Annotated in this window: 24 protein-coding genes; 13 read left to right on the top strand and 11 right to left on the bottom strand. The window is 71.2% G+C overall.

Annotated features, from left to right (window positions below):
- Window positions 1-10 precede the first annotated feature (10 nt).
- Genes ABT114_RS30150 through ABT114_RS30140 form a run of 3 tightly spaced genes read right to left on the bottom strand, consistent with a single transcriptional unit; the run spans window position 11 to window position 2866 of the window.
- A complete protein-coding gene (locus ABT114_RS30150) occupies window positions 11-532 on the bottom strand; it encodes a cupin domain-containing protein (protein ID WP_351146034.1) in 522 nt (173 codons plus the stop codon).
- Between the two features lie 7 nt (window positions 533-539).
- Window positions 540-1754 carry a cytochrome P450 gene (locus tag ABT114_RS30145; protein WP_351146033.1) on the bottom strand — a complete coding sequence of 405 codons (1215 nt, stop codon included), beginning with the start codon at window positions 1752-1754 and terminating at the stop codon, window positions 540-542.
- Window positions 1751-2866 (bottom strand): type III polyketide synthase, encoded by a 1116-nt coding sequence (locus ABT114_RS30140; RefSeq protein ID WP_351146127.1) that lies wholly within the window; start codon window positions 2864-2866, stop codon window positions 1751-1753. Before ABT114_RS30140 ends, ABT114_RS30145 begins: the two co-directional genes overlap by 4 nt.
- 135 nt (window positions 2867-3001) lie before the next feature.
- On the opposite strand from ABT114_RS30140, the gene ABT114_RS30135 reads away from it, so the two are divergent.
- Window positions 3002-3682, top strand: a complete 681-nt coding sequence (locus tag ABT114_RS30135; RefSeq protein ID WP_351146032.1) for a TenA family protein — start codon at window positions 3002-3004, stop codon at window positions 3680-3682.
- Window positions 3683-3688: 6 nt separating this feature from the next.
- Here ABT114_RS30135 and ABT114_RS30130 read toward each other — a convergent pair whose 3' ends face one another.
- The 5 genes from ABT114_RS30130 to ABT114_RS30110 form a co-directional block, all read right to left on the bottom strand.
- On the bottom strand, window positions 3689-3925 hold the full coding sequence (locus tag ABT114_RS30130; protein WP_351146031.1) for a DUF6213 family protein: 237 nt from the start codon (window positions 3923-3925) through the stop codon (window positions 3689-3691).
- Between the two features lie 25 nt (window positions 3926-3950).
- A complete protein-coding gene (locus tag ABT114_RS30125) occupies window positions 3951-5336 on the bottom strand; it encodes an NADP-dependent succinic semialdehyde dehydrogenase (RefSeq protein ID WP_351146030.1) in 1386 nt (461 codons plus the stop codon).
- Window positions 5337-5410: 74 nt separating this feature from the next.
- Window positions 5411-5884: an NUDIX hydrolase gene (locus ABT114_RS30120; protein ID WP_351146029.1), complete on the bottom strand. Its 474-nt coding sequence runs from the start codon at window positions 5882-5884 to the stop codon at window positions 5411-5413.
- Window positions 5881-7419 (bottom strand): ATP-dependent DNA ligase, encoded by a 1539-nt coding sequence (locus ABT114_RS30115; RefSeq protein WP_351146028.1) that lies wholly within the window; start codon window positions 7417-7419, stop codon window positions 5881-5883. The genes ABT114_RS30120 and ABT114_RS30115 overlap by 4 nt, the downstream gene beginning before the upstream one ends.
- 102 nt (window positions 7420-7521) lie before the next feature.
- Window positions 7522-8466: an NAD(P)/FAD-dependent oxidoreductase gene (locus ABT114_RS30110; RefSeq protein WP_351146027.1), complete on the bottom strand. Its 945-nt coding sequence runs from the start codon at window positions 8464-8466 to the stop codon at window positions 7522-7524.
- A 68-nt stretch (window positions 8467-8534) separates the two neighbouring features.
- On the opposite strand from ABT114_RS30110, the gene ABT114_RS30105 reads away from it, so the two are divergent.
- From ABT114_RS30105 to ABT114_RS30080, 6 genes are all read left to right on the top strand, one after another.
- Window positions 8535-9107, top strand: a complete 573-nt coding sequence (locus ABT114_RS30105) for a helix-turn-helix domain-containing protein (RefSeq protein ID WP_351146026.1) — start codon at window positions 8535-8537, stop codon at window positions 9105-9107.
- Window positions 9108-9233: 126 nt separating this feature from the next.
- Window positions 9234-10211: an NADPH:quinone oxidoreductase family protein gene (locus tag ABT114_RS30100; RefSeq protein ID WP_351146025.1), complete on the top strand. Its 978-nt coding sequence runs from the start codon at window positions 9234-9236 to the stop codon at window positions 10209-10211.
- Window positions 10208-11389 (top strand): acyl-CoA dehydrogenase family protein, encoded by a 1182-nt coding sequence (locus tag ABT114_RS30095; RefSeq protein WP_351146024.1) that lies wholly within the window; start codon window positions 10208-10210, stop codon window positions 11387-11389. The genes ABT114_RS30100 and ABT114_RS30095 overlap by 4 nt, the downstream gene beginning before the upstream one ends.
- Entirely contained in the window at window positions 11386-12459 is a 1074-nt protein-coding gene (locus tag ABT114_RS30090; RefSeq protein WP_351146023.1) for an acyl-CoA dehydrogenase family protein, read from the top strand. The genes ABT114_RS30095 and ABT114_RS30090 overlap by 4 nt, the downstream gene beginning before the upstream one ends.
- A 195-nt stretch (window positions 12460-12654) precedes the next feature.
- Window positions 12655-13518 carry a phosphatidylinositol-specific phospholipase C/glycerophosphodiester phosphodiesterase family protein gene (locus ABT114_RS30085; RefSeq protein WP_351146022.1) on the top strand — a complete coding sequence of 288 codons (864 nt, stop codon included), beginning with the start codon at window positions 12655-12657 and terminating at the stop codon, window positions 13516-13518.
- Window positions 13519-13620: 102 nt separating this feature from the next.
- Window positions 13621-13815: a hypothetical protein gene (locus tag ABT114_RS30080; RefSeq protein WP_351146021.1), complete on the top strand. Its 195-nt coding sequence runs from the start codon at window positions 13621-13623 to the stop codon at window positions 13813-13815.
- 14 nt (window positions 13816-13829) lie between these two features.
- Here ABT114_RS30080 and ABT114_RS30075 read toward each other — a convergent pair whose 3' ends face one another.
- Complete coding sequence (locus ABT114_RS30075; protein ID WP_502988419.1) at window positions 13830-15020, bottom strand: phosphodiester glycosidase family protein; 1191 nt, start codon at window positions 15018-15020, stop codon at window positions 13830-13832.
- 426 nt (window positions 15021-15446) lie between these two features.
- Between ABT114_RS30075 and ABT114_RS30070 the strand changes: the two genes are divergently transcribed.
- Window positions 15447-16136, top strand: coding sequence for a response regulator (locus ABT114_RS30070; RefSeq protein ID WP_351146019.1), 690 nt, complete (start codon window positions 15447-15449; stop codon window positions 16134-16136).
- A gap of 7 nt (window positions 16137-16143) precedes the next feature.
- Here the strand turns inward: ABT114_RS30070 and ABT114_RS30065 are convergent, their stop codons facing one another.
- Entirely contained in the window at window positions 16144-17319 is a 1176-nt protein-coding gene (locus ABT114_RS30065; protein ID WP_351146018.1) for a bifunctional class I SAM-dependent methyltransferase/NUDIX hydrolase, read from the bottom strand.
- Window positions 17320-17406: 87 nt separating this feature from the next.
- On the bottom strand, window positions 17407-18963 hold the full coding sequence (locus ABT114_RS30060) for a helix-turn-helix domain-containing protein (protein WP_351146017.1): 1557 nt from the start codon (window positions 18961-18963) through the stop codon (window positions 17407-17409).
- 222 nt (window positions 18964-19185) lie between these two features.
- Between ABT114_RS30060 and ABT114_RS30055 the strand changes: the two genes are divergently transcribed.
- The 5 genes from ABT114_RS30055 to ABT114_RS30035 all read left to right on the top strand — a co-directional run bounded on the left by ABT114_RS30055 (window position 19186) and on the right by ABT114_RS30035 (window position 26587).
- Window positions 19186-20583, top strand: a complete 1398-nt coding sequence (locus ABT114_RS30055; protein WP_351146016.1) for a purine-cytosine permease family protein — start codon at window positions 19186-19188, stop codon at window positions 20581-20583.
- Window positions 20584-20623: 40 nt separating this feature from the next.
- Window positions 20624-21106 (top strand): nucleoside deaminase, encoded by a 483-nt coding sequence (locus ABT114_RS30050; RefSeq protein WP_351146015.1) that lies wholly within the window; start codon window positions 20624-20626, stop codon window positions 21104-21106.
- A 25-nt stretch (window positions 21107-21131) separates the two neighbouring features.
- Window positions 21132-22463: an amidohydrolase family protein gene (locus ABT114_RS30045; protein ID WP_351146014.1), complete on the top strand. Its 1332-nt coding sequence runs from the start codon at window positions 21132-21134 to the stop codon at window positions 22461-22463.
- A 217-nt stretch (window positions 22464-22680) separates the two neighbouring features.
- Complete coding sequence (locus ABT114_RS30040) at window positions 22681-23712, top strand: helix-turn-helix domain-containing protein (protein ID WP_351146013.1); 1032 nt, start codon at window positions 22681-22683, stop codon at window positions 23710-23712.
- A gap of 160 nt (window positions 23713-23872) precedes the next feature.
- Window positions 23873-26587: a M4 family metallopeptidase gene (locus ABT114_RS30035; protein ID WP_351146012.1), complete on the top strand. Its 2715-nt coding sequence runs from the start codon at window positions 23873-23875 to the stop codon at window positions 26585-26587.
- Window positions 26588-26694 lie beyond the last annotated feature (107 nt).

The raw sequence follows: 26694 nt of genomic DNA, 5'->3' as shown, positions 1-26694 counted from the left end.
GCAACCGCACTCACCCGTGCTTCAGAGGTGTGAGTTGCTCGATGTCGTACCGTTTCCGCAGCGCCTCGATCGCCTCGTGGTCCGGCGAACCTCCGCTGTTCAGGATCTCCAGCAACTCATCGAAGTACCGCTCGTGATCGGGCGGCGGTGACGACTGGAAGAACATCTTCGCGGGCGTCTCCGCCGGGTTCGCGAACGCGTGCGGGCAACCGGGCGGTACGACGATGACGGTGCCCGGTGTCGCCCGCACCACCCGGTTGCCCGAACTCGACTCCCACTTCTGCCAGTTGTCGGGGGTCCGGATGCGGGGCTCGAAGGCGAGCACGTCCAGCTCGCCTTCGAGCACGTAGAACAACTCCTCGCTGCGCGTGTGCACATGTGCGCCGACGTCGAAGCCCGGTGGCACGACCACCTCGAAGGTGGAGGACGTGCGCGAGTGTGTGCCGGTCACCTTGAACGTGACGTGCTGGGCGGGTGACTGGACGATCCGGCCGTGGCCGGGCGGCACCAGCAGTCCCTCGGTCGTCGTCATCAGCGGCTCACCATGTGACGGGCAGGGCCTCGGGCCCGCGGATCAACGCGCCCTTTCTGAAGGACACCTCTTCCGGCGGCACGGCCAGCTTCAGCCCCGGTACCCGGTCGAGCAGCGCGTCGACGAGCAGCTCCGACTCCAGGCGGGCCAGCATTCCGCCGGGGCAGTAGTGCGGGCCGAAGCCGAACGCGAGGTGTGGGTTCGGGTCGCGGGAGAAGTCGATCGTCTCGGGGTACGGGAAGACCTCCGGGTCGCGGTTGGCGGCCAGGTAGGACATGTAGACCGCGTCACCGGCACGGATGCGTACACCCCCGATCGCCAGGTCCTCCTTCGCGATCCGGGCCAGGCCGACCGCGTTGCGGTGCGGGATGTAGCGGAGGAGTTCGTCGATGGCCTGGGGGCGGATCTTCGGTTCGGCGCGCAGCTGTTCGGCCAGGTTCGGGCGGGTCAGCAGGATGTAGAACATCTGTCCGCTGTTGTTGGTGACCGCCTCGCCGCCGATCTGGAGCAGGACCGCGAGTCCCACGGCCTCCTCCAGCGTGATCTCGCCGCGGCCCACGGCGGCGCCGAGCAGCGAGGTCACGTCCTCGGCCGTGCTGCCCTCCCGCAGGCCGATGAGATCGGCGAAGTAGGCCCCCATCTCGTCCTTGGCCTTCTCGCTGACGTTCGCTCCGTGCGAGGAGGACAGGATCAGCTGGGTCCAGGTGTGCATGCGGTGCCGGTCGGCCGCCGGGACGCCCATCAGCTCGCAGATGACCGCGATGGGGAAGGGGCTGAGCACCGTCGCGGTGAGGTCCGCGGGCGGGCCGTCCTGGAGGAGTTCGTCGACCAGTTCGTCGAGCATGCGGCGCGACTTCTCGCGGACCCGTTCGACACCCTTCGCCGTGAAGGCGGCGGCCACCGACCGGCGCAGCCGGGTGTGATCCGGCGGGTCCAGGAAGCCGACCGCGCCGCGGCCCGGGATGAAGTGCGGGGCCAGTCTGGTGACCGACTGGTCCATGACCGCCTCGCGGCTGAATCGGGGGTCGTTGGCCACCATGCGCACGTCGTCGTGCCGGGTGACCAGCCACGCCCAGCCCTCGCCGTTGGGCAGCTGGATGCGGGTGACGGGACCCTCACGCATCAGCTCGGTCAGGACCGGGTCGAAGTCGACGCCGGTCAGTTCGAGCGCCGGCCAGTGCCGGATCGGGGGCAGGGTCTCTGTGATCGTCTCTTCGGTCATGATGTCTCTTCGTCCTCGCGGTGCCAGCGGCCCAGGGCCATCTCGGCGGTGATGCCGGGACCGAACCCGGCGAGCAGTCCACGCGCCTGGTGCTCGGCACCGCCCTCCTCGAACAGCCGGCGCAGCGCGTCCAGGACGACGGCGCTGGCGATGTTGCCGTACTCGGTGAGGGTGGACCGGCTGAATCGGAAGGCGTGCGGGTCGACCTGCAGGAACTTGCTGAGGTCGTCGAGTATTCGGGGACCGCCCGCGTGGACGATGTAGAAGTCCAGGTCGGAGGCGTCCCAGCCGTGCATGCCCGCGAGGTCCTGCAACGCCGGGGCGAGCGGCTCCATGGTGGCGGGCACCCGCTTGTCCAGCAGGAAGTGGAAGCCGGTGGCCCGGACGTCGTACATGATCCACTCTTCGGTCTTGGGGATCAGGTACGAGCCGTTGCGCTCCAGCTTGATGCCGGTGCCGCCGCTGCCGCGGACCACGGCCGCGGCGATGCCGTCGCCGAACAGGCCATTGGACAGCAGCGATCCGACGCCCAGGTCGGTGGGCTGGTAGCACAGCGAGGAGAACTCGCAGGCCACGATCAGCGCGTTGGCGTCGGGGTACGCCGTACAGAAGTCGTGGGCCCGGTTGATCGCGGCGCCGCCCGCCGCACACCCCAGCTGGGCGATGGGGATCTGCCGGGTGGTGCTGTCGAAGGCCATCTCGTTGATCAGCCACGCCGTGAGCGAGGGCATCATGAAGCCCGTGCACGAGACGTAGATGATCACGTCGATGTCGGTGGTGAGCAGCTCCGCCTCGTCGAGCGCCCGCTGGATGACCGCGGGGACCCGGGCCTTCGACTCGGCCTGATAGAGCTTGTTGCGGTCCTCGAACCCCGGGTGCTTCAGGGTCTCCTCGATCGGCTGCACGATGTGCCGGGTGCGCACACCCGTGTTCTCGATCAGCCGGAGGGCCAGGGGCAGCTGGGGATGGTCCTCGTGGTGGGAGCGCGCCAGCTCGAGCGTCTCCTCCATCGTGATCACGTGCTCCGGAACCGACACCGAGGGTTTGCACAAAGTCGCCATGACCGTGCCTGCTTTCGCCGTCCGGAGGGCCTTCGCAGGCCCCCCGGTCAGAAGGTGGTTCACCCCGGAGGGTGGTCCAACCACCCTCACCCGACAGGGCGAAGAACTCGCGCCGGACTACTCCAAATCGGGGACCCCGTGCCAGGGTCGGACAGGACGCCGCACACCCGGACGAGGGAGAACGCAATGGCCCGTACAGCCAGGAAACTGCTGGAGACGGCCAGTGCGCGGCTCGCCCCTGACTCCCGTGCCAACCGCCTGGTGCCCCGGATCGCACAGGGCGCGGCGGGCCTTGGGACGCTCGCCGCGCTCGCCCTGGAGCAGCGCTGGGTGATCGCCGCGGACCGCCGTTCGTTCCTGCATCTGGCGGAACGCTCGGTGTCCGAGCCGGAAGCCGCCGCCTACTTCGGGGCCCTCGCCGAAGGGGAGGCCCTGGCGGCCGAGCGGCTGGGTGCGTTCGCGGCCGCCTGCGGCGTGGACGAGGAGCGAGCGCAGGGACATGAGCCGCTGCCCGGCTGCCAGGCCTACCCCGCGTACGTCGCCTGGCTCGCCCTGGGCGGTGCACCGGCCGACGTGGTCCTCGTGCTGACCGCCAACTTCTCGGCGTGGGGAGGCTACTGCGCGACGATCGGCGAGGCCCTGCGCCGCCGTTACGGCTTCACCGACGAGGCCTGCGGCTTCTTCGACTTCTTCGCCGGACCCGCGCCCGAACTGGCGGAGCAGGCGACGGCCGCCGTGCAGGCGGGTCTGGACGGCGGCCGGCTGGACGAGGCCCGCGCACACCGCCACGGGCGTCTGCTGCAGAGCTACGAGGCCATGTTCTGGGACACGTTGGCGCAGCTGGAGCCGAGCCAGGACCGGTCCTAGTTCCAGCTAGCCGGTCTGCCCGCTGCTGTGCGCGATGCACGCCACGTCGATCCGGTCGGCCAGTTTGGCCAGCTCGATGGTCAGGGCCGCGACCGTGTCCTCGTCCAGCCCCTCCTGCCCGGCCTCCACCAGATGCAGCCATCGGCCGCCCACGGTGCGCAGCAGTTTGCTGACGTCGGCGGCCGTCACCTGCAACGTGCCGCGGTCGTCGACGATCAGAGGCAGGGTCACTTCGCGGTTCACAAAGGGGATCGTAGCCGCGGAAGGCTCACGCTCCGTGCCATACGGTGGTGATGTTGCAGAACTCGCGGATTCCGTGCCCGGACAGCTCACGCCCGTACCCGGACCGCTTCACCCCGCCGAACGGGAACGCCGGATGGGAAGCCGTCATCCCGTTCACGAACACGCTGCCCGCCTCCAGATCCCGTGCGAACCGGTCGACCTCGGCGTCGTCCCGCGTCCAGACGTTCGAACTCAGCCCGAACGGAGAGTCGTTCGCGATCAGCACCGCCTCGTCCAGGTCGTGCGCGCGGTACAGCGTGGCGACCGGCCCGAAGGCCTCCTCGCGGTGGATGCGCATCTCGCGGGTGATGCCGGCTAGGACGGTCGGCGGGTAGTACCAGCCCGGCCCGTCGGGCCGCTCGCCGCCGCACAGCACGGCGGCCCCGCTGCGCCTGGCGTCGTCGACCAGTTCCTCCAGATCGGCCCTGCCCTGCTCGCTCGACAGCGGCCCGACCTCGGTGTCCTCCTCCAGCGGGTCACCGACCTTCAGCGCCTTCATGCCCTCCGTGAAGCGCTCGGCGAAGTCGTCGTAGACGTCCGTGTGGACGATGAACCGCTTCGCGGCGATGCACGACTGCCCGTTGTTCTGCACTCGCGCGGTCACCGCGACCTGCGCGGCCCGGTCGAGGTCGGCGGACGGCATCACCACGTACGGGTCGCTGCCGCCCAGCTCCAGCACCGTCTTCTTGACCATGTCCCCGCAGGTCGCCGCGACCGCCCGGCCGGCCGGCTCGCTGCCGGTGAGGGTGGCCGCCTTCACGCGCTCGTCGCGCAGGATCTCGTCGACCGCGCCGGAGCCGATGAGCAGGGTCTGGAAACAGCCCTCGGTGAAGCCCGCGCGGTGGAAGAGGTCCTCCAGGTAGAGGGCGGTCTGCGGGACGTTCGAGGCGTGCTTGAGCAGGCCCACGTTGCCCGCCATCAGCGCGGGCGCCGCGAAGCGGATCACCTGCCACAGCGGGAAGTTCCACGGCATCACCGCGAGCACCGGGCCCAGCGGCCGATAGCGGACGTGGACGCGGGAGGCGCCGGAGTCCGCCACGTCGGAGGCGGCAGGCTCCTCGTCGGCGAGCAGCTCCTCGGCGTGCTCGGCGTACCAGCGCATCGCCCTGGCGCACTTGGCGGCCTCCGCGCGCGCCTGCTTGACCGGCTTGCCCATCTCGGTGGTCATGACGCGGGCGATGTCCTGCTGGTCCTCCTCCAGGAGGTCGGCGGACCTGAGGAGCAGGCGGGCGCGATCGACGAATGTGCTCATCCGGTACGTGCGGAAGGTGGCCTCGGCGAGCTGGAGCCGGCGTTCGAGCTCTTCCTCGCCCATGGCCTCGTACGTCTTGAGCGTCTCACCGTTCGCCGGGTTCACCGTTGCGATGGGCATGACCGACCTCCCTGGGAGCGCTGTGCTTCGACCTTCCCGCGCGGCGGTGGGGACCGCAACGCGTACGGGTCCGCTCAGGTCGAGTGCTCCGCCAAGCGGTCGAGAAACGCGGCCTGCGCCTTGACGATCACGTCCCTGGCCCGGTCGAGCCCGTACCACTCCACTCGGTCCAGCTCGGGGAACTCCTGGAGCTGCCCCGACCGCGGCGGCCACTCCATCCGGAAGGTGCCCGGATCGATCGTCGCCGGGTCGAGGTCGGCCTCGATCGCCCAGGCCGTGACGATCTTGCCGTTGGTCTGCCGGACCTCGCCGAGGTCGATCGCCTCGCCGTCGGGCGGCGGCAGCCCGAGCTCCTCCTGGAACTCGCGCCGGGCGGCCTCCCAGGCGGGTTCGCCGGGCTCGTACTCGCCCTTGGGGACGGTCCACGCCCCGGCGTCCTTCTTGGCGAAGAACGGGCCGCCCATATGGCCCAACAACACCTCCAGGCCATGGTCGGTCTGCCGGAACAACAGCAGGCCCGCGCTCCGTTTCTCGCGCGAGGCGCTCACGGCTTCACCTCCGGGTGCGCGGCGAGCAGCGTCTCCACGGTGTCCGCTTCCTCCGGGCGCTTGTCCTGGCGGTAGCGGACCACGCGGGCGAAGCGGAGGGTGACGCCGGCCGGGTAGCGGGTGGACTTCTGGAGGCCGTCGTAGGCGATCTCGACGACGAGTTCGGGGCGTACGGTCACCACCCAGCCGTCGTCCTCCACGGCCAGCTCCTGGAGGCGTTCGGTCTGCCAGGTGAGCATCGCGTCGGTCATGCCCTTGAAGGTCTTGCCGAGCATGGCGAAGCCGCCGTCGGCGGTGCGGGCGCCCAGGTGCAGGTTGGACAGCTTGCCGGTGCGCCGGCCGTGGCCCCGTTCGACGGCCAGCACCACCAGGTCGAGGGTGTGCACGGGCTTGACCTTCAGCCAGGACGCGCCGCGCCGGCCTGCGCTGTAGGGGGCGTCGAGGGCCTTGGCCATGACGCCCTCGTGGCCGCGCCGCAGGGTTTCGGCGAGGAAGTCCTCCGCTTCCTGGACGTCCTGCGGCCCGGACACCAGCGTGCGCCGCACCCGCATCGGCTCGGGTACCAGCCGGGCCAGTTCCGCGTGCCGCTCGGCGAACGGCAGATCGAGCAGGTCCCGGCCGTCGACGGACAGCGCGTCGAAGAAGACGGGGGAGACGGGCACCGCTTCGGCGGCCGTGACGACGTCCACCCGTGAGCCGACGCGCCCGGCGGTCTCCTGGAAGGACCGCGGCCGCCCTGCCGCGTCGAAGGCGATCACCTCGCCGTCCAGGATGAACCGCTCGCCCGCCAGCCCCAGCGCGGCCGCCGTCACCTCGGGCAGGCGGTCGGTGATGTCATCGAGGGTACGGGTGTGGACGCGTACGGTGTCGCCGTCCCGGTGCACCTGGACACGGATGCCGTCCAGTTTCTCCTCCACCGCGCAGGCGCCCAGCTTGCCGACCGCCTCGGCCACCGAGGACGCGGTGTGCGCGAGCATCGGCAGGACCGGGCGCCCGACGGTGAGGCGGAACCGGTCCAGGGCCGCGGTCCCGTCCGCGAGCAGCGCCTGCGCCACCGACTGGAGCGAACCGGCCAGCATCACGGCCCGCCGTACGTCCGCCGCCGGCGCCCCGGTCGCCTCGGCCAGGCCCTCGACCGCGACCGCGTCCAGGGCGCCCTGCCGTACCTCGCCGGAGATCAGGCCGAGCAGGAACCGCTGCTCGTCCTCGGTGGCCGCACCCATCAACTCTCCGACCAGCCGGGTCCGTTCGGCCTGCGAGCCGGGCCCGGACACCTTGCCGAGCTCCGTGAGCCGGGCGTCCACCTCGCGCACGGTCAGGGAGGCGCCGGCGGCCGGCGGGACCGGGCGGCTGAGCACCTTCCAGCCGACGCCGAGCCGGCCCTGCGGCAGGCGGCCGGCCAGGTACGGGATGACGATCGGCACGTCGTCCGCGTCGGCGTCCCGGAACAACGCGGCGAGCAACGCGATCTTCCGGGACCGCGCCGAGGTGGCGGCGACCTCCTGGGAAACCTGGGCGAGCCGGCTCAGCAGCATGCAGCCATGGTGCACCGGGAGCGGCCAGACCGGCCTGTCTTTCGGATCCGGCCGGCGGCAGGGAACGGCGCTTTGCAGCCGAGCTGACCCGAAAGGCAGGCCTCACACCTGGCCGGCCGCGTCGAGATCGGCGAACAGCAGCTCGCCGTTGATCGCCGCCCCTGCCCGATAGCCGCGGCTCGCCGCGTTCACGACCTGCTCCGCGAAACCGGACGCGTTCCCCGCCGCCCACAGGCCCGGGACGGTCGTCAGACCTCGCTCGTCGATCACCGGATACGCACCGAAGGGCGTCTCGCGCAGCTCGGCGCCCAGCCGGTCCAGCAGCCCGTTCTGCGGGACGGCACGCGGCGCCACGAACAGCACCTCACGGTGGTATGCCGTCCCGTCCGCGAGCCTGACCCCGGTGAGCCGGTCGTCCTCGACCACCAGTGCGGCCACCTCGCCCGGCACCACGGCGACCCCGGCCGCCGCCAGCCTGCGCAGATCGTCGGCGGACAGTTCCTCCTCGGCGACCGTGTGCAGGAAGAGGGTCACGTCCTTGGACCACTGGGACACCATCAGCGCCTGGTGCACGCTCATCGGGGTACCGGCGAGCACCCCGAAGGCCTGGTCGCGCACCTCCCAGCCGTGGCAGTACGGGCAGTGCAGCACATCGCGTCCGTAGCGTTCGGCGACGCCCGCGACCGCCGGGAGCTCGTCCTTCAGACCGGTGGCTACGACCAGCTGCCGGGCGTGGACCGTCCGCCCCCCTGCGAGCGTCACGTCGAACTCGCCGCCCGCGTCCCGGGCCGCGTCCACCGCCCGGTCGCGGACGAGTTCGACGCCGTACCGTGCGATCTCCTCGCGGCCGACGGCGAGGAACTCCGCGGGCGCCATGCCGTCCCGGGACAGATAGCCCTGCATGTGCGCGGCCGGGGCGTTGCGCGGCTCGCCCGCGTCGACGACCAGCGTGTGGCGCCTGGCCCGGCCCAGAACGAGGGCCGCGGACAGTCCGGCCGCGCCACCCCCGACGACGATCACTTCGTACTTCTCGGTCACGGTGACCACCTCCACGGAGACGGTCGCCCGGGCGTCGCAGGATTGACAAACGGCATTGCCGATTCTGCAATAAGGGCATGAGTACCGACGACGTTCTCGCGGATGTGGGCCCCAGACTGCGGCGGATCCGCAAGGAGCGGGAGGTGACCCTCGCCGCACTGTCCGAGGCGACTGGCATCTCGGTGAGCACCCTCTCGCGGCTGGAGTCCGGCCTGCGCAAACCCAGCCTCGAACTGCTGCTGCCGATCGCGCAGGCCCACCAGGTGCCGCTGGACGAACTGGTCGGGGCGCCACCCGTGGGCGATCCGCGGGTGCGGTCGAAGCCGATCGTGCGGCACGGACGCACCCACTGGCCGCTGACCCGGCAGCCCGGCGGACTCCAGGCGTTCAAGGTGCTGGAACCGCAGCGCAGGCTCGACCCGGATCCCCGCACACACGAGGGCTACGAGTGGTTGTACGTGCTGTCCGGGCGGTTGCGGCTCGTGCTGGGGGAGCACGACGTGGTGCTCGCGGCGGGGGAGGCGGCCGAGTTCGACACCCGGGTTCCGCACTGGTTCGGGTCGACGGGGGAGGGGCCGGTGGAGTTCCTCAGCCTGTTCGGGCCGCAGGGGGAGCGGATGCATGTACGGGCGAGGCCCTCGCGGTCGTGACCCGGCTCGCGCGCCTGCGATCCAGCTGGCCCGCCCGTGACGCACGCGACTGTTCCCTGATCGGCAAGCGACCGCTTAGTATGTGAGCGACCCCGGTCAGACGACGCAGTCCCGTGGAGGCTCCGCATGCAGGCATGGCAGGTGCACGAGAACGGCGAGCCGAGTGAGGTGATGCGGCTCGAGGAAGTCGAGCGGCCCACGCCCGGCGACGGCCAGATCCTGCTGAAGGTGCGTGCCGCGAACATCAACTTCCCGGACGCGCTGCTGTGCCGCGGCCACTACCAGGTCCGGCCGCCGCTGCCCTTCACGCCGGGCGTGGAGATCTGCGGCGAGACCGAGGACGGGCGGCGGGTGATCGCGAACCCGGCACTCCCTTACGGCGGTTTCGCCGAGTACGCCGTCGCCGATGCCGCCGCCGTCCTGCCCGCACCCGAGTCGCTGGACGACGCCGAGGCCGCCGCGCTGCACATCGGCTACCAGACGGGCTGGTTCGGCCTGCACCGGCGGGCCCGACTGGAGGCCGGCGAGACGCTGCTCGTCCACGCTGCCGCAGGCGGGGTCGGCAGCGCGGCCGTGCAGCTCGGGAAGGCGGCCGGCGCGACGGTCATCGGCGTCGTCGGCGGGGCGGACAAGGCCGCCGTCGCCCGCGAGCTGGGCTGTGACGTCGTCGTCGACCGGCGCGCCGAGGACGTCGTCGCCGCCGTCAAGGAGGCCACCGGCGGCCGGGGCGCAGACGTGATCTACGACCCGGTGGGCGGCGAGGCCTACACCCAGTCCACCAAGGTCGTCGCCTTCGAGGGCCGGATCGTGGTCGTCGGCTTCGCGAGCGGCACGATCCCCAGCCCCGCGCTGAACCACGCCCTCGTGAAGAACTACGCGATCCTCGGCCTGCACTGGGGCCTGTACAACACCAAGAACCCGAAGCTGATCCAGCACTGCCACGAACAGCTCACCGAGCTGACCGCCCGGGGCGCGATCAGGCCGCTGGTGAGCGAGCGCGTGCCGCTGAGCGGGGCCGCGGCCGCCGTCCAGCGGGTCGCCGACGGTGTCACCACCGGCCGGGTCGCCGTGGTGCCCGCGCTGAAGAACGGAGCCACCGCATGACCGACGCAGCAGAACTGCGCCGTCTCACACAGGAGTTGCTGGTCACGCATCCTCCTGCCACGACCGACCGCCTGGACTTCCTGAAGGCCCGCTTCGACGCGGGACTGGCCTGGGTGCACTTCCCGGTGGGCCTGGGCGGTCTCGATGTCTCTCGCTCCCTCCAGGCCGTCGTGGACGCCGAGCTGGAGGCCGCGGGCGCTCCCGACAACGACCCGCGGCGCATCGGCATCGGCCTCGGGATGGCCGCCCCGACGATCCTGCGTTACGGAACGGACGAGCAGAAGCAGCGCTTCCTGCGGCCGCTGTGGGTGGGCGAGGAGGTCTGGTGCCAGCTCTTCAGCGAGCCCGGCGCCGGGTCCGACCTGGCCGCGCTCGGTACCCGGGCGGTCCGTGAGGGCGACCACTGGGTGGTCAACGGGCAGAAAGTGTGGACGTCCAGCGCCCACCTCGCCCGCTGGGCCATCCTCATCGCCCGCACCGACCCGGACGTGCCCAAGCACGCGGGCATCACCTACTTCCTGTGCGACATGACCGACCCGGGCGTCGAGGTCCGCCCGCTGCGGCAGATCACCGGCGAGGCCGAGTTCAACGAGGTCTTCCTCACCGATGTCCGCATCCCCGACTCCCGCCGCCTCGGCGAGGTCGGTGACGGCTGGCGGGTCGCGCAGACCACGCTCAACAACGAACGCGTCGCCATCGGCGGCATGCGACTGCCCCGCGAGGGCGGCATGATCGGCCCGGTCTCCAAGACCTGGCGCGAACGCCCCGAACTGCGCACCCACGACCTGCACCAGCGGCTGCTGAAGCTCTGGGTCGAGGCCGAGGTCACCCGCCTCACCGGCGAGCGACTGCGCCAGCAGCTCGTCGCGGGCCAGCCCGGCCCCGAGGGCGCGGGCATGAAGCTCGCGTTCGCCCGCCTCAACCAGGAGATCAGCGGCCTGGAGGTCGAACTCCGCGGCGAGGAAGGCCTGTTGTACGACGACTGGACCATGCGCCGCCCCGAGCTGGTGGACTTCACCGGCCGCGACGCCGGCTACCGCTACCTCCGCTCCAAGGGCAACAGCATCGAGGGCGGGACCAGCGAGGTCCTGCTGAACATCGTCGCCGAGCGCGTCCTGGGACTGCCGTCCGAGCCGCGCACCGACAAGGACGTTGCATGGAAGGACCTCGCTCGATGACCGACCTGCTGTACTCGGAGGAGGAAGAGGCGCTTCGGTCGGCGGTACGGGACCTGCTGACCGACCGCTGTGACCCGGCCGCGGTGATCGCGCGCACCGAGTCGGACGCCCCGCACGACATCGCGCTGTGGAAGGCGCTCACCGACGGAATGGGCCTGGCCGGCCTGCTGGTTCCGGAAGAGCTGGACGGCCAGGGCGCCACGCACCGTGAAGCCGCCGTCGTCCTCGAGGAACTCGGGCGGGCGGTCGCGCCCGTGCCGTATTTGACGAGTGCCGTCGTCGCCACGGAGGCGCTGCTGGAGTGCGGTGCCGACGACCTGCTCGCGCAGCTGGCGTCCGCCACGTCGATCGGTGCGCTGGCCGTCGGGCTGCACACCGCTCCGGGCGCCGCCTTCACGACCGTACGACTCGAAAACGGCGCCCTGCACGGCAAGTTGACCGGCATCGCCGATGCGGCCGCCGCCGACCTGCTGCTCGTGCCCGCCGACGACGGCGGACTGTACGCGGTGGACGCGGAAGCCGTCACCGTCACTCCGCAGGTGTCCCTGGACCTGACCCGGCCGGTCGCCACCGTGACCCTCGACGGGGCGCCGGCGCGTCGGCTGGGTGACGCCGAACCCGCCGTACGACGGGCCCTGCGCGCCGGTGCCGGACTGCTCGCCTCCGAGCAGCTCGGTGTCGCCGAATGGACGTTGACGGAGACGGTCCGCTACCTCAAGGAGCGCAAGCAGTTCAACCGGCCTGTCGGCGGGTTCCAGGCGCTCAAGCACCGGCTCGCGCAGCTGTGGCTGGAGGTCGTCGGCCTCCGCGCCGCCGCCCGGAACGCCGCGGACGCGCTCGCGACCGGCCCGGACGCCGACGTGGCGGTCGCCGTCGCCCAGGCGTATGCGGCGTCCGTCGCCGTCCACGCCGCCGAGGAGGCGCTGCAACTGCACGCCGGTATCGGCATGACCTGGGAGCACCCGATCCACCTATACCTGAAGCGGGCCAAGGCCGACTCGATCGCGTACGGCACCGCCGGCGCCCACCGCGCGGCGCTGGCCGAACTGGTCGACCTCCAGGCCCCCTGAGATACACCCGGAGAAGTCCCGGAGAAATCCCCGGAAAGCCCGCCCCACCTGGGGCGGGCTTTTTCGTGTGCGCTGCTCCGGCGAAGTGAACGGAGGACGGCAGTACAGCCAACTCCCTTTCTGGACATGCCAATGGGGCGGCGGGCGAACGCATACTCGCTTCGGTCCCGTACGGCCCATCCAGGGAGGCAGAGCATGGCCCTCACCACCCGTCGCAGAGCCCTCACCACCCTCGGCGCCGCCCTCGCGGGCTCGGTCGCCCTGCCCGCCGCGCGCGCCGTCGCCGGTGAGCGCAAGCACGGCCCGCGCCCGCTGTGGCACGCCCACGCCCACAACGACTACGAGCACTCCCGCCCCCTCCTCGACGCCCTCGGCCACCGCTTCGGCAGCGTCGAGGCCGACATCTACCTCGTGGGCGACCAGCTCCTCGTCGCCCACGACCCGGAGGACCTCGACCCGTCCCGCACCCTCGAATCCCTCTACCTCGACCCGCTTGCAGCCCGCGTCCGGGCCAACCAGGGCGCCGTGTACCGCGGATACCGCACGCCCCTGCAACTCCTCATCGACATCAAGACGGAGGGCTCGTCGACGTACCTCGAACTCGACCGCCATCTCCAGTGCTACCCACACCTGTTCACGACGTACGCCCACGGCCGCGTCCACTCCGGTCCCGTCACCGCCGTCATCTCCGGTGACCGCGCGGCCCGTACGCCCATGGAGGCGCAGACCGTGCGCCGGGCCTTCTACGACGGCCGGCTCACCGACCTCGGCAGCTCCGCGCCCGCCTCCTTCGTCTCGCTGATCAGCGACAACTGGACGCTCAACTTCAGCTGGCTCGGTGCCGGCGCCTTCCCCGAAGCCGAGCGGCAGAAGCTGACGGGCATCGTCCGGGCAGCGCACGCGCGCGGCCAGAAGGTGCGGTTCTGGGCCACCCCGGACACGGCCGGACCCGCCCGCGACGCCCTGTGGACCGAACTGCTCGCCGCCGGGGTCGACTACCTCAACACCGACGATCTGGCGGGGCTCGAAGCGTTCCTGGACGCATACCGCCCGGCGTAAGACCACACGTTCGGGGGACACGTCAGCCGCCCGAACGAACCCTCCGCTACGCCACACTTACGGCCGAACGCCGCGAAGTGGACGTGGCGGAGGAGGTTGACGATGGCCATTTCCATCTCTGTGGTGCTGCTGCTCCTGATCCTGGCAGTGATCTTCCTGCGCAACGGCGGGCTGAAGATCTCCCATGCGCTGGTCTGCGCGCTGTTCGGCTTCTCCCTGGCCAGCACGAGCATCGCGCCCACCATCGCGGGCGGGATCACGGCGACGGCGGCCGTCGTGAGCAGCCTGAAGCCGTGATCCCGCGGTCGGGGTCATTTGATCGTGAAGACTCCGATCCCGTTGGCCACGGCGCGTTCCGCACCGTCCGAAGGGTGGTTGCGCACGGAGACCTTGGTCGCGCCCGGCGCCCGGGCCACCAGGGTCGACGACCCGCCGCCGTCCAGGCTGAAGCCGTCGACCGCCCCCAGGTCCCGCAGGGCGTCCGCCACTTCGGCGATCGTCAGCCCGCTGCGGTACGCGGGCGCGCCGTCCAGCGCGAGCAGGACCATGCGCCGCCCGCCGTCCGAGATGCCCACGGCGGTGCGTACGGCCGAGACCGAGTCGTCGAGGCCTGCCAGCGGCGTTCCCTTGCGCAGGACCGGATAGCCGCCCAGGGCGAAGCGGTACGGGATGCGGCTCCCGGAGGCCACCAGCTTGTGCGTCACCGTCACCGCCTCGCCCTTGAAGAACTTGCGCAGTTGCTGCGCGCCCGCCTCACGGCCGACGAGGACGATGGTGCCCGGGGCGATGGCGCCACTGCCGGGGGTGTCGGCGAGCGACACGACCTTGCCGTTCCTGACCGCCACCTCGTAGGTGTCCGTGCTGCACGCCGCGGCCCGGTCGGTGTCCGTCCCGCAGGTGGCCCGCACCCGGGAGACGCTGCCCCAGTCCGAGGTGAAGGCGCCGACGGAACCCACCGGCAGCGCGTACTGGTTGAGCCCGCCGAGCGGGAGCGTTTCCGTGGGCGTGCGGATGGATCCGTCGAGGGTCAGCCGGTCGAGCCGGGCCCGCCAGTCGGAACCGACGCCCAGCACCTCCCTGGTGTTCGTGCCCGGCGGCAGCCCGGGGCCGAACCGCTGCCCGTCCGGCACCGCCCCCTTGAGTATCCGGCCGGCCGCGATCGCCGGTCCCACGCTCGCGCCGGTCGCCTGCACGCCCGGGTGCTGGGTCTCGGTGATGTTGAAGAAGTCCCCGTTGACGCCCGCGACGGCACCCTGGGCGTTGGCCAGCCCTGAGATCGTGCCCCGCGCCGCCACCGCCCCGGGGTACAGCAGGCCGAGGCGTACGCGCTTGCGCAGGTCGATGCTCAACACATGGGCGTGCGTCACCCCCTTGGCCCCCTGGATGTCGAACTGCCGGTACGCCACGCCCGGTGCGACCGCGACGCTCTGCGCGGCGTCGGCCGGTGCGGCCCCCACCAGAGCGGCACCGGCCAACGCACTGAACGCCGTGAGAACCGTCAGTACCGATCTGCCTGCCTCGCACCATGTCTGACGTCGTGTCACATGGCCCCCCTGAAGTCGCGGCAACTCTCCCAGCTCTCAGGGGAAGTTCACCAGAGGGTGTCTCACGCCGCGGTGTCGGAGGGCCGACTGCACGAGAACGAGTGAGGGAACGGCCGCCTTCGGGTGATTCCGGCGTGGTTCCGGCTTATTTCGTGCGTTCCCGTACCGCGCCGGGGAGTGCGGCTGGAGTCATACCTGAGACGTAGTCGGCGGATGTACGCGGGATCGGCCGGCGGAAGGATGCCGGCGGACGCAGGCGTTCACGACAATGAGGCGGTGACGAGCATGCCGGTGGGCCCTGCACGCGGGGATCCAGGCCCGCCTGCGGCCGGGCGCCGAAGCCCTCCACATCGACGTACCACCCCTGATCCCCCTGGAGAACCTGTGAACCCCTCGCTGCGCGTCGTGGTCGCCGACGACCAGGCCCTGGTGCGCACCGGTTTCGGGCTGATCCTCGGCGCCGACGGCATCGAGGTGACCGCCGAGGCCAAGGACGGTGCCGAGGCCGTGGAGGCGGTCCGGCGCACTCGGCCCGACGTCGTGCTGATGGACATCCGGATGCCCGAGATGGACGGCCTGGAGGCGACCCGGCGCATTCTCGGCAGCGGCGCACAGGACACCCCTCGCGTGGTCATGCTGACCACCTTCGACCTCGACCACTACGTCTACGCGGCGCTGTCCGCGGGAGCAAGCGGCTTCCTCCTCAAGGACGTCACGCCCGAGCACCTGGTCGCCGCCATCCGCACGGTCCGCGCGGGCGACGCGCTCCTCGCCCCCGCCATCACCCGCCGCCTCGTCGAACGCTTCGCCCGCACCGGCGCCGAGACGGCCGCTCTCCACCGCGACCTGGCCGGCCTGACACCCCGCGAGCTCGACGTGCTGCGCCTGCTCGCCGAGGGGCTGAGCAACGCCGAACTCGCCGCCCGCCTCCACCTGTCCGAGGCGACCGTCAAGACCCACGTATCCCGCATCCTCACCAAGCTGTCGTTGCGCGACCGCGCCCAGGCCGTGGTGGTGGCCTACGAGACGGGGCTGGTCAGCCCGAGCGCGGCCCCGGGGAGCAGCCCGGTGTGACCGGCGGTCATTGCGCGTACGGCGTGAAGCGGGCGGGCAGATGGTCGATCGGCAGACCGGGCCGCCAAGCCGTGAGGGCCTGGGCGCTGCACACGAACAGGGCCGGTGGCAGGTGTTCCAGGTCGTACCAGCGCCAGTCGCCGACGCGCTCGTCCGGCTGGTCGGCGGGTTCGCCGCGCCAGGCGGTGACGACGGACGCCACCGTCATCCGCACGACGCCGCCCACGTGGTCGACGAGGGTGCCCAGCAGCCGCACGTCGGACGGGGCCGTCACGAGCCCGGTCTCTTCCGCGAGTTCACGGACGACCGCCTCCTGGAGCGACTCCCCGGGCTCCACCGTCCCGCCGGGCAGCTCCCACGTGCCCCGGCGGTGCCGGCCCAGCAGCAGACCGTGCGGCCCGTACAGGATCGCGCCGACGCCGAGTGCCGCGTGCGCGACCGGCGGCAGGCCGGTGCGGGGGCGGGAGGAGACGCGCGCCGGCCGTCGGGCCCGGAAGATGCGGTAGGAGGCCTGGTTGCCGGGCTCCGGCGGGTCGAGGACGTCGACGCCCTCGACCCGCAGTCCGTGCTCGGCGAGCAGCTCTTCCCACACCTGCGGGGCGAGCACCCACATCCGTACCGTGTGCTCGCCACCGCCGGCGAACCGCAGGGGCTCGGGCCGCGACTCCAGGACCGAAGAGGGCCCGTCACCGAGCGAGTTGGTGTGCAGCGCCGAGAAGCACAGCGTTCCACCGGGCGCGAGCGCGGTGGCGAGGGCGGGCAACAGCCGGCGGGGATCCAGGTACGGGACGGCGTTGACCGAGTAGACGACGTCGTACGGACCTGCCGTGCGCAGGTGCTCGACCGCGTCGGCCCTGACGAGACGCAGCCCGGGCAGCGAGCCGTAGCGGGCCCGGGCCCGCTCGTACTGGGTCGCTGACGCCTCGACCGCGTCCACCACCGCTCCGTGCGCCCGTACGAGGTGCGCGGCGTGCCGTGCCGTACCGCAGCCGAGATCCAGGACCCGCCGGCCGGCCAGCTCGCCGAGAATCTCGGCCCCGGGTCCCACTCCCGGCAGTCCCCAGTCGAGTCGCTCAGCCTCCTCCAGGACGGTGCCGCGCCGGAGGTGATGAGCTCCGTAGGCCTGCCAGACGCCGGCGTTGACGGACTCCGGGTCAGAGGAACCGGTGTGGGGATGCGGCATCGACGTACCTCCGGGACAGGGTGATTCGCTTCGTCGCCCCATGATCGGCGGACGTCGAGGCGTCGGGGAAGCGGCGTCACGCCGCTCTCAGCGAATGCTGAGAGCCAGGCAGAAGTCCACCCGGTCGCGCAGCGTCGTCAGGCTGTGGCCGGTGAGCTGTTCGATTCGATGGAGGCGGTAGCGCAGGGTGTTGACGTGGACGTGGAGCTGATCGGCGCAGCGGTTCCAGGATCCGGAGGCGTCCAGGAACGTGGTGAGGGTGCCGATCAGGTCGCTCCTGTGCTGCTTGTCGTACCGCTCCAGTACGCCGATGAGCCGGTCGCGATAGAGCTGCCGTACCTCGTCGGGCACGGAGGCAAGCAGCAGCAGGTAGGAGGAGAGCGCGGCGTCGTCGGCGGTGCGGTAGGTGCCGCTGCCCAGCCTGGCGATGCGCAGCAGGTGGCCCGCCTCCTCCAGCGACCTGCGCAGCCCGGCCGCTCCGGTGCCGGGCTTGCCCGTGCCCACGGCGGCCCAGCCGTGTACGAGGAGCGGGCCGAGCCCACGGATCGCCTCCTCGACCTGCGCGGCGGGCGTACGGATCTCCTCGCCGGCCCCGGTGGCCGGTACGAGCATCAGGCAGGCGTCGGTGTCCGCTTCGGCGATGGCGGCCGAGCAGCCGGGGATCCGTGCGGCCACGTCGTCGAGGACGACGGCGGCCAGTTCGCCACCGTACGGGCCCCCGGACGTGCCGACGTACACGGCACGCATCGGCGAGCCGGGGTCGAGGCCGAGGCCGCGCAGCCGGCTCTCGGCCCCGTCCGCCTCGCCTTCCCGCAGGAGGTCGACCGCTTCACGCAGCAGTCGCTCTTCGATCCGACGGCTCTCCTGCCGCGCGACCCGGTCCATGGCGAGCAGCGTGCACACCTCTGCGGCGGCGTCCGCGACGCCCGGCGCCCAGTCGCGGAAGTCGCCGGCCGCGGCGAGGTAGGCGGCGGGCGGCCGGCGCGCGACGGGGGACTGGACCGGAAAGAAGGTGAGGCTTCCGCCCTTGCCCGGGACGGGTTGTACGCAGGGGAAGGAACCGCTCGCGAGAGCCTCCCGGTGCGCCCGGCCGAGGTGGTCGTTCCCGTCCGCTGCTCCGGCCGTTCCGCCGCGGGTGAGGGGCCGGCCGGTCGCGGAGAGCACCGCACACCCGATGCCGGTGGCACGCGTGAAGACCTCCGCGAGCCCTTCGGGCCCGGCGCCGGAGGCCATGCTCGCGATCAGTTCTCGGTGCAGACCGGCGTGCGGCGGACGGCGGGCGAGGGCGGCCAGGACGGTCTCGGTCAGGGTCGCGAAGGACACGTCGTCGTCGACCGTGAAGAGCGCGAGTCCGTGCCGTTCGCAGGACCGGGGCAGCGCGTTGGGGAGTTCGCCGAGCATCGCGGTGCCCGCGACCAGCCCGGCGGCGCCCGCCGAGGCGAGGGCCGCGACGAAGACGTCGGCGTCGTGTGCCCTCCGATACCAGGTGCTGCTGGTGAGGACCAGCTCGCCGCCTTCGAGATAGCGGCCCGGGTCGGGCAGGTCGGTGGTATAGACGCCGCGTATCCGCAGGTCGGCGGCGGCCGGGGCGACCACGGGGACGAGGCCCAGGTGGGGCAGGTCGAGCAGATCGGACAGCAGCACCGGTCGTCCTCCTTCTCGCCGGACGGACGGCGCGTGTTACGGACATGCGCACCGGCGCGCACGGGGACTGGAGCATAGTACGAGGCCGAAGCGCCGATCAGGCCCGTGGTCTGTACGAGTGCGCAGTCCCGGCGAGGACGCGCCGCGGGTTCACTGATGTCCACCCGCCCGAGCCGCACGCCCCACCATCCCTCCCTTCTGCGAGCCTGCGAGGAGACCGCCATGCGTGCTGACTCATCCCCTGCCGCTCCACCACCGTTCGAGAAGGCCCTCGACGTCGAACTGGCCGGTGTCGAACCGGTGCCCGCCGATCGGCGCCACGGCCGCCCCTGGTCCCTGTTCACCCTGTGGTTCGGCGCGAACGTGCAGTTCGCGACGCTCAGCGTGGGTGCCCTGTCCACCTCGGTGTTCGGCCTGGACCTCCTGCCGGCTGCCCTCGCCGTCACCCTCGGCACGCTGCTGAGTTCGGCCCTGGTCGGCCTGTTCTCCACCCGGGGCCCGCTCACCGGCGCTCTGCAACTCATCCAGTCGCGTGGCCCGTTCGGGCGCCTCGGCAATCTGCCCTCGGCGGCCTTCACTGTGGTCAACGGCGTCGGCTGGTGCGTGGTGGACACCCTGCTCGGCGTCTTCATCCTGCGAGACCTGACCGGCATGGGTCTCGCACCCGCGCTGCTGCTCATGGCGGCCGGCCAGCTGCTGATCGCCGTCATCGGCTACCGGCTGATCCATTACATGGAGCGCGGACTCGCCGTCCTCCTCGTGATCGTCTTCGCGGTGGTCTCGGTGTACGGCTTCAAAGAGGCCGGGGCCGAGGCGCCGGGCGAGCCGGCCGCCGGTCCGACGGCCGCGTTCCTGCTGGTCGTCGCGGTCTCCGCGGCCCGGGTGATCGGCTGGTCGGCGTACGCCTCCGACTACAGCCGCTATCTGCCCGCCACCGCACGCCCCGGTCGGGTTTTCCTGGCCGCGGGCGGCGGCAGCGCGGTGGCCGGGGTGTGGATCGGCGTCCTGGGCGCGGCGCTCGGGACGGCCGGTGCGGTCGCCGACCCCAGCTCGACGGTGAGCCGTCTGCTGCCCGACATGCTGGGCACCGTCGTCCTGCTGTCCCTGCTGCTGTCCACGCTCGCCTCGACCGTCATCGACCTGTACTCGGGCGCGATGGCCGCGCTCGTCGCCGGCTTCACCATCCCGCGCTGGGTGTCGGTGCTGGTGGTCGGCGGACTCGGCACGGCCCTGTCCTGGTACGCCGCCCACGGTGACTTCGCCCGGCATCTCCAGGACTTCCTGCTGATGACCGGGTACTGGCTGGCGCCCTGGGCCGCGGTGATCGTCACGGCCTGCTGGTGGCGCGAGCGCGGTCGCCCCGCCATGTCCAAGCTGTACGACCCTGGTCACCGCTTCGGCTGGGGACTGCCCGCGGTGCTGCTCGCCGTGACCGTCGAAATCCCCTTCATGAACCAGTCCCTGTACACCGGCCCGATAGCCACGGCCCACCCGGCCGTCGGATCCCTGGGGCTGCTTGTCGGCTTCGCCGTCGCGGCTCTGTCGTACGCCGCCCTGACGGCCTGGAAGCCGACGCCCGCCACCGTGCCGGCGGGCGCGGCGGCAGTCGCCGCCGAGTAGCCCGTGCCGAATGATCCATCACTTCACTCAAGGAGAGCCCATGCCGGAGACCCTCACGGCCGAGGACGAGAAGTTCCTCCTGACCGCGATCGAACTCGCCGCCCGCGCACGCCAGGACGGCAACCATCCCTTCGGCTCCCTGCTGGTGCTCGGCGGTGCGGCGGTGCTCGAGGCCGGCAACACGGTGGTGACCGGACGGGACGCCACCGGGCACGCCGAGACCAATCTCGTACGGCTCGCCTCCCGGGCGTACAGCCGCGCGGAACTGGCCCGGGCCACGCTCTACACCAGCACCGAGCCCTGCGCGATGTGCGCGGGAGCCGTGTACTGGAGCGGTATCGGGCGGGTCGTGTACGCGCTCGGGGAGGACGAACTCCTCGCGCTCACCGGCGCGAACGCGGAGAACCCGACGATGGCACTGCCCTGCCGGGAGGTGTTCGCCGCCGGGCAGCGGCTGGTCGACGTCCTCGGCCCGTGCCTGCACGAGCAGGCGGCCGCCGTGCACGCCGACTTCTGGAACTGACCCCCACCGCACAAGGAGCTGCGCCATGACCCGCACCCTGATCCGCAACGGCATCGTCATCCCCTGTGAGGGCGGCAAGGCGGTGTACGACCCGGGTTCGGTCCTGATCGAGGACGGCAGGATCGTCGCCGTGGGAACGGTCGAGGACCTCGACGCGGCCGCCGCCGACGCCGAGGTGGTCGACGCGACCGGGCGAGCGGTGATCCCCGGACTGCACAACACCCACCTGCACTCGGGCCTCCTGCGCGGCACGGCGGAGTCCAAGTCCCTGTGGGACTGGCTACGGGACTATGTCGACCCCGCCCACAAGGCGCTCACCCCGGAGATCGCCGAGGCCGCCTCACTGCTCTGCTACACCGAGTCGCTGCGGGCGGGCACCACCTCCGTGATGGACATGTGGCGCCATATGGAGGGCTCCGCGCACGCGGCCGAGCGGACCGGAATCCGCGCCACCCTTGTCCCGTACGTCGCGGACCTGCCCGGATACGACTACTTCGAGACCCTGGAGAGCAACCGGCGGCTCCTGGAGAAGTACCGGACCTACGCGGACGACCGGGTGCGTTCGTGGGTGGGCCTGGAGCACCTGTTCTACTGCAGCGTCGAGGCATTCAGGGCGGCGGCCGCGCTCGCCGACGAATTCGACACCGGGCTGCACACGCACTCCTCCGAGACGATCTGGGAAGTCGAGGAGTGCCTGCGGCGGTTCGGGCGCCGCCCGATCGAGGAGTTTTACAACAGGGGCATTCTCGGCCCCCGTACGGTGGTCGCGCACTGTGTCTGGCTCGACGACCGCGAGATCGAACTCCTCGCCCGGACCGGCACGAGCGTGGCCCACTGTCCCTGCTCCAACATGAAGCTGTCCTCCGGTCCGGCCCGCGTCATCGACATGCGCCGCAAGGGCATCGCGGTCGGCCTCGGCAGCGACGGCGAGAAGGAGAACAACAACCTGGACCTGCTGGAGGAGATGAAGTTCGCCTCGCTCCTCCAGAAGGTGTCCACCCTCGACCCCACCACTGGCGACCCCTGGGACATCCTCGCCATGGCCACGCTGGACGGCGCCCGCGCCCTGGGCCTGGACGCGGTGACCGGATCCCTGGAGCCGGGCAAGAAGGCGGACGTCGTCACCGTCGACCTCCGCGCCCTGCACACCACCCCCCTGCTGCACGGCGCCGACTTCAACGCCGTCGCCCACCTGGTCTTCTCCGCCGGCGCCGCCGACGTCGACCGGGTCTGGGTCGACGGCAGACTCCTCGTCGACGGCGGCCGGGTACTCACCGTCGACACCGAACAGGTCCGGCTGCATGCCCAGACCGCCGCCGAGGAACTCTTCCGCCGCCGTGCGGCACTGACCGGCTGACCGGCTGACCGCGGTCCGCTGCGCCTGCGACAGGACGGCACCGCATGACTAATCTGACTGTCGCACGAAGATGATCAAGGTGTCGCATGGGGCATGGAGTGGGGAAGGGTGGGCGGATGACGGACATGTGCGGCGTCGAGGGAGGCCGAGCTGTCGGAGTCCGGGCCGGGCTGCTGGAGTTCCGTACGTCCTGCACGCGACGGAACGAGGCGCGCCGTTGACCCTCGAACCTGCCGCCGCCCCCGCTGAGGTGTCCCTGCTGACGCTGCTCGGCCTGGGCCCGGACGAGGACACGGTCTACCGGCTGCTGGTGGACCGGCCCAACAGCGAACCGGCCGACCTGGCCGGTCTGTTGGGCGAGGCCGTGGTGAACCGTGCGTTGGACGCTCTGGTCGAGCAGGGACTCGCCCACTGCCGCCAGGCCGACGACGGTGGCGCTCCCCGGTACCGCGCCGCGTCTCCGGTCCTCGCGCTGGGACCCCTGCTCGAGTCGCACCGATCCGCCCTGCACCGGGTGGAGTTCCTGGTCGCGGATCTCGCCGAGCGCCATCGCGCCGCGCAAGGGCGTGCGGCGGGCGCACCGGTCGAGGTGCTCTCGGGCGGTGTGGCGATACGGCGCCGGCTGATCGCCATGCAGCGCCAGGCCGAGCACGAGGCGTGCTCCCTGGTCCCGGTGACACAACCGGTCGCCATCACCATCGCGGACAACGCCGACGAGGCGGAGCGCGAGTCGATGCGCCGTGGTGTGGTACTGCGCTCGGTGGTGGAGCGGGACCTGCTCGAGCACCCGGACTCGGCGGCCATGCTCGGGCAGCTCGCCGCCGAGGGACAGCAGATCGCCGTCGTGCGGCAGCTGCCGATCAAAATGCTCATCGTGGACCGGCGGGTGGCGTTGCTGCCCCTCGACCCGGAACGCGACGAGACCGAACCGGTCGCGCTGGTCGTGCACCGCAGCGGGCTGCTGACCGCCCTGACGGCGCTGTTCGAGCAGTACTTCAGCCAGGGAAGGCGGCTCGGCGGCGCAGGGGAGACATCGAGCCCGGCCCGTCCGGACTCCTCGGTCGAGCCGCTCGACCGGCAGATCCTCGGGCTGCTGCGCATCGGCCTCACCGACGCGGCGATCGCCCGCCAGTTGGGCATCGGGCGCCGCACCGTGCAGCGCCGACTGCACAACCTGATGGAACGAGCGGACGCGTCGACCCGCTTCCAACTGGGATGGCACGCGGCACAGTCCGGATGGGCGGACTGAACGGACCTGAGCGGGGCGCGCCGCACGGCGCATTGTCGCCACGGCGCTTTTGCGCCACCGGGATTGCTTGTACTGCGCAGGGACCGTGCCGAAACATCAAGGCACTTCACGCGCTGGGGTCGTCGAGGCCCACGCGCTTCCATGCGATGGAAAGAGTGCTGTGAGAACGAGACGTATATGGCGCACCGTCACAGCGACGGTTGTCACGGCGGTCACTGGTTCCGCGCTCCTGACCGGACCCGCCTGGGCGCAGGACACCCCGGTCACCGGCGCGACGGCCGAGGCGACGTCACCCGTGCCGGTCGCCCCGTCGATGACGCAGGACCTGGGCGACGCACCGATCGAGGGCACCCCCGCAGAGGCGGCGCGCGCACACCTGAAGAAGCATCAGGACATCTATCAGGTACCCGTCTCGGACCTGAAGACCTTGAAGACCACCAAGGACGGCAAGCAGTCCTCGGTCCGGTTCCAGCAGCTCCACGACGGTGTCCCCGTGTTCGGCGCCGAGTACGCCGTACAGACCGAGTCGGCTGGTGAGGCGCAACAGGTCACCTCCGCCACCGGCACGCTCTACACCGACCTGACGGTCTCCACCACCCCGAAGGTCGACGAGTCCACCGCCGAGAAGCGCCTGTTCAGCCTCGACAGCCACCTCGCCGGAATCGAGGGCGCCAAGACCACCAGTCACGGTCTGACCGTGCTGCCCAACGCCCAGGGCGGACGGCTCGCCTGGCACTTCACCGTCACCGGGGCCGAACGCGACGGCAGCCTGGTCCGCCAGGAGGCCTACGTCGACGCCCGTGTCGGCGGTCTGGCGCTGTCGTACAACAACATCGACGCCGCAGACGCCACACCCGTCGTGGCGACCGGTGTCCGCGTCGACGGCACCGAGGTCGAGCTGAACGCGGACAGTCAAGCGGACGGTTCGTACGCGCTGGTCGACTCCACGCGCACCATGTACGCGACGACCGGCGGTCAGATCCGCACCTACGACGCGCAGCGCCAGAACTACGCGGACGTGGCGGGCGGCGCCGTCGGCGACGACGTGCCGCTGGTCACCTCGGCGACCAGCCGCTTCGACGGCGCGAACACCACGTCGGGGGCGGTGGACGCCCACGTCAACGCCGCGAAGGTCTACGAGTTCTACAAGAACGAGATCGGCCGTGACGGCATCGACGGCAAGGGCGGCAGCGTCTACTCGGTCGTGAACGTCTCCAGCAACGGCAAGGACTACGCCAACGCCTTCTGGGACGGCTCCAAGATGGTCTACGGCCACATGGACGGCGTACCGCTCTCGGTCGGCCTCGACGTGGTCGGCCACGAGATGACGCACGGCGTCACCGAGCACAGCGCGGGTCTCGTCTACCTCAACCAGTCCGGTGCCCTGAACGAGGCGATATCCGACTACTTCGGCAACGCCATGGAGACCGCCGACAAGGGCATCGCCATGGACGACCCGACGTCGGGGCTGATCGGCGAGTACCTGTGCAACGGCACCAAGCCGCTCGCGGACTGCGCACTGCGCGACCTCAACGACGGCCGGAACGCGCAGCAGGACTACGAGCCGATCACGCTCGACATCGACAACGGCGGTGTGCACTACAACTCCACCATCGTCGGCGGCGCCCTGTGGGACATGCGCAAGCACCTCGACACCAAGCTCGCGGACCAGATCGTCTACCGGGCCGCGCAGAACTACCTCACCCCGCTGTCCGGCTTCACGGACATGCGTAACGCCGTCACCCTCGCGGCCAAGTCGCTGAAGGTCTCCGCGGCCGACCAGGCCGCCATCGCCCAGGCCTTCGACGACCACGGCATCGAGGAGGGCTGGGAGCAGAAGGGCGGCACCCACGACGGCACCACCATCGGCGCCGACATCCTGCCCGCGTACGAGGTGTACGGCGGCATCGACGAGCAGGCCGCGCAGATCTCCGGTGACGTCTACGCCATCGGCCACGGCGACGCCGTCGCCTGGGGCGAGGGCTCCGCAGCCTTCGGCATCACCGTCGGCCGCTTCAGCAAGCAGCACGGCGTGTCCGACCACGAACTCGCCGAGGACGACGCCTACCTGATCGACCCCTCGATCGACGACGACCGAATCGTCTTCACGCGCGTCGCGGCCGACGGTGTCGGTATCTACGAGGCCGGTGACAAGGGCCAGGGCGCGATCAAGAAGCTTGTCGACACCCCGGAGGCCGACGAGACCGAACCTGTCACGGAAGACGGTGCCCTCGCCTACATCAGCACCACGTCCGACGGCGAGCAGGACGTCATGCTGCGCAAGGCGGACGGCACGACCGTGAACCTGACACCCGAGGCCGGCACCAGGGCGGCGCGACTCGCCATGAAGAACGGCACGGTCGCATGGGCGGGCGGCACGGACGGCACATACCTGTACGTGTACGACCTCGCCACCGGCACCACTCAGAGCAAGCGGATCTCCGGGTGGCTGTTCAACGAGCTCTCCGACATCCAGCTCACCTCGGACCGTGTCTTCTACCGCGTCAGCGGCGGCTTCCTGATCCCGAGCACGTCCATCGGCTCCGCACCGGTCTCCGACCTGACGCAGATGAAGAACCTCAAGTTCCCGACGAGCCTGTACGTCGCACAGTTCTCGGTCACCGACGACTACCTCGCGTACTCGACGTACGACCTCTGGGGAGCACTCGGTTCCTGGACCGGCCCCACCCGGGTGAAGGTCGCCGGGACCGCCGACCTGGTCGCCGGGCAGGGTCAGTTCACCCGGGTGTCGTGCTCGTCCGGCGCGCAGCTCGCCCCGTCCCTCGGTGACGGACAGCGCATCGCCTGGCTGGACACGACATCGGCGGCGACGGACGTGGTGACCCGGGCGACGTTCGCCGGGACCTGCGAGTAGCAGCAGACACCGACAAGAAACCATCCAGGGCGCCTGACGGGTACTTCCCTCGTCAGGCGCCCTTCTGTTGCGGAGTCACGACGGACGGTGCGGAGCGGTGACGGACT

The sequence above is a fragment of the Streptomyces sp. NPDC002088 genome (assembly GCF_040296605.1).
Classification (GTDB): Bacteria; Actinomycetota; Actinomycetes; order Streptomycetales; family Streptomycetaceae; genus Streptomyces.
Note: the sequence above shows the minus strand (reverse complement) of the source record. Positions and strands in the feature narration are given on the sequence as shown.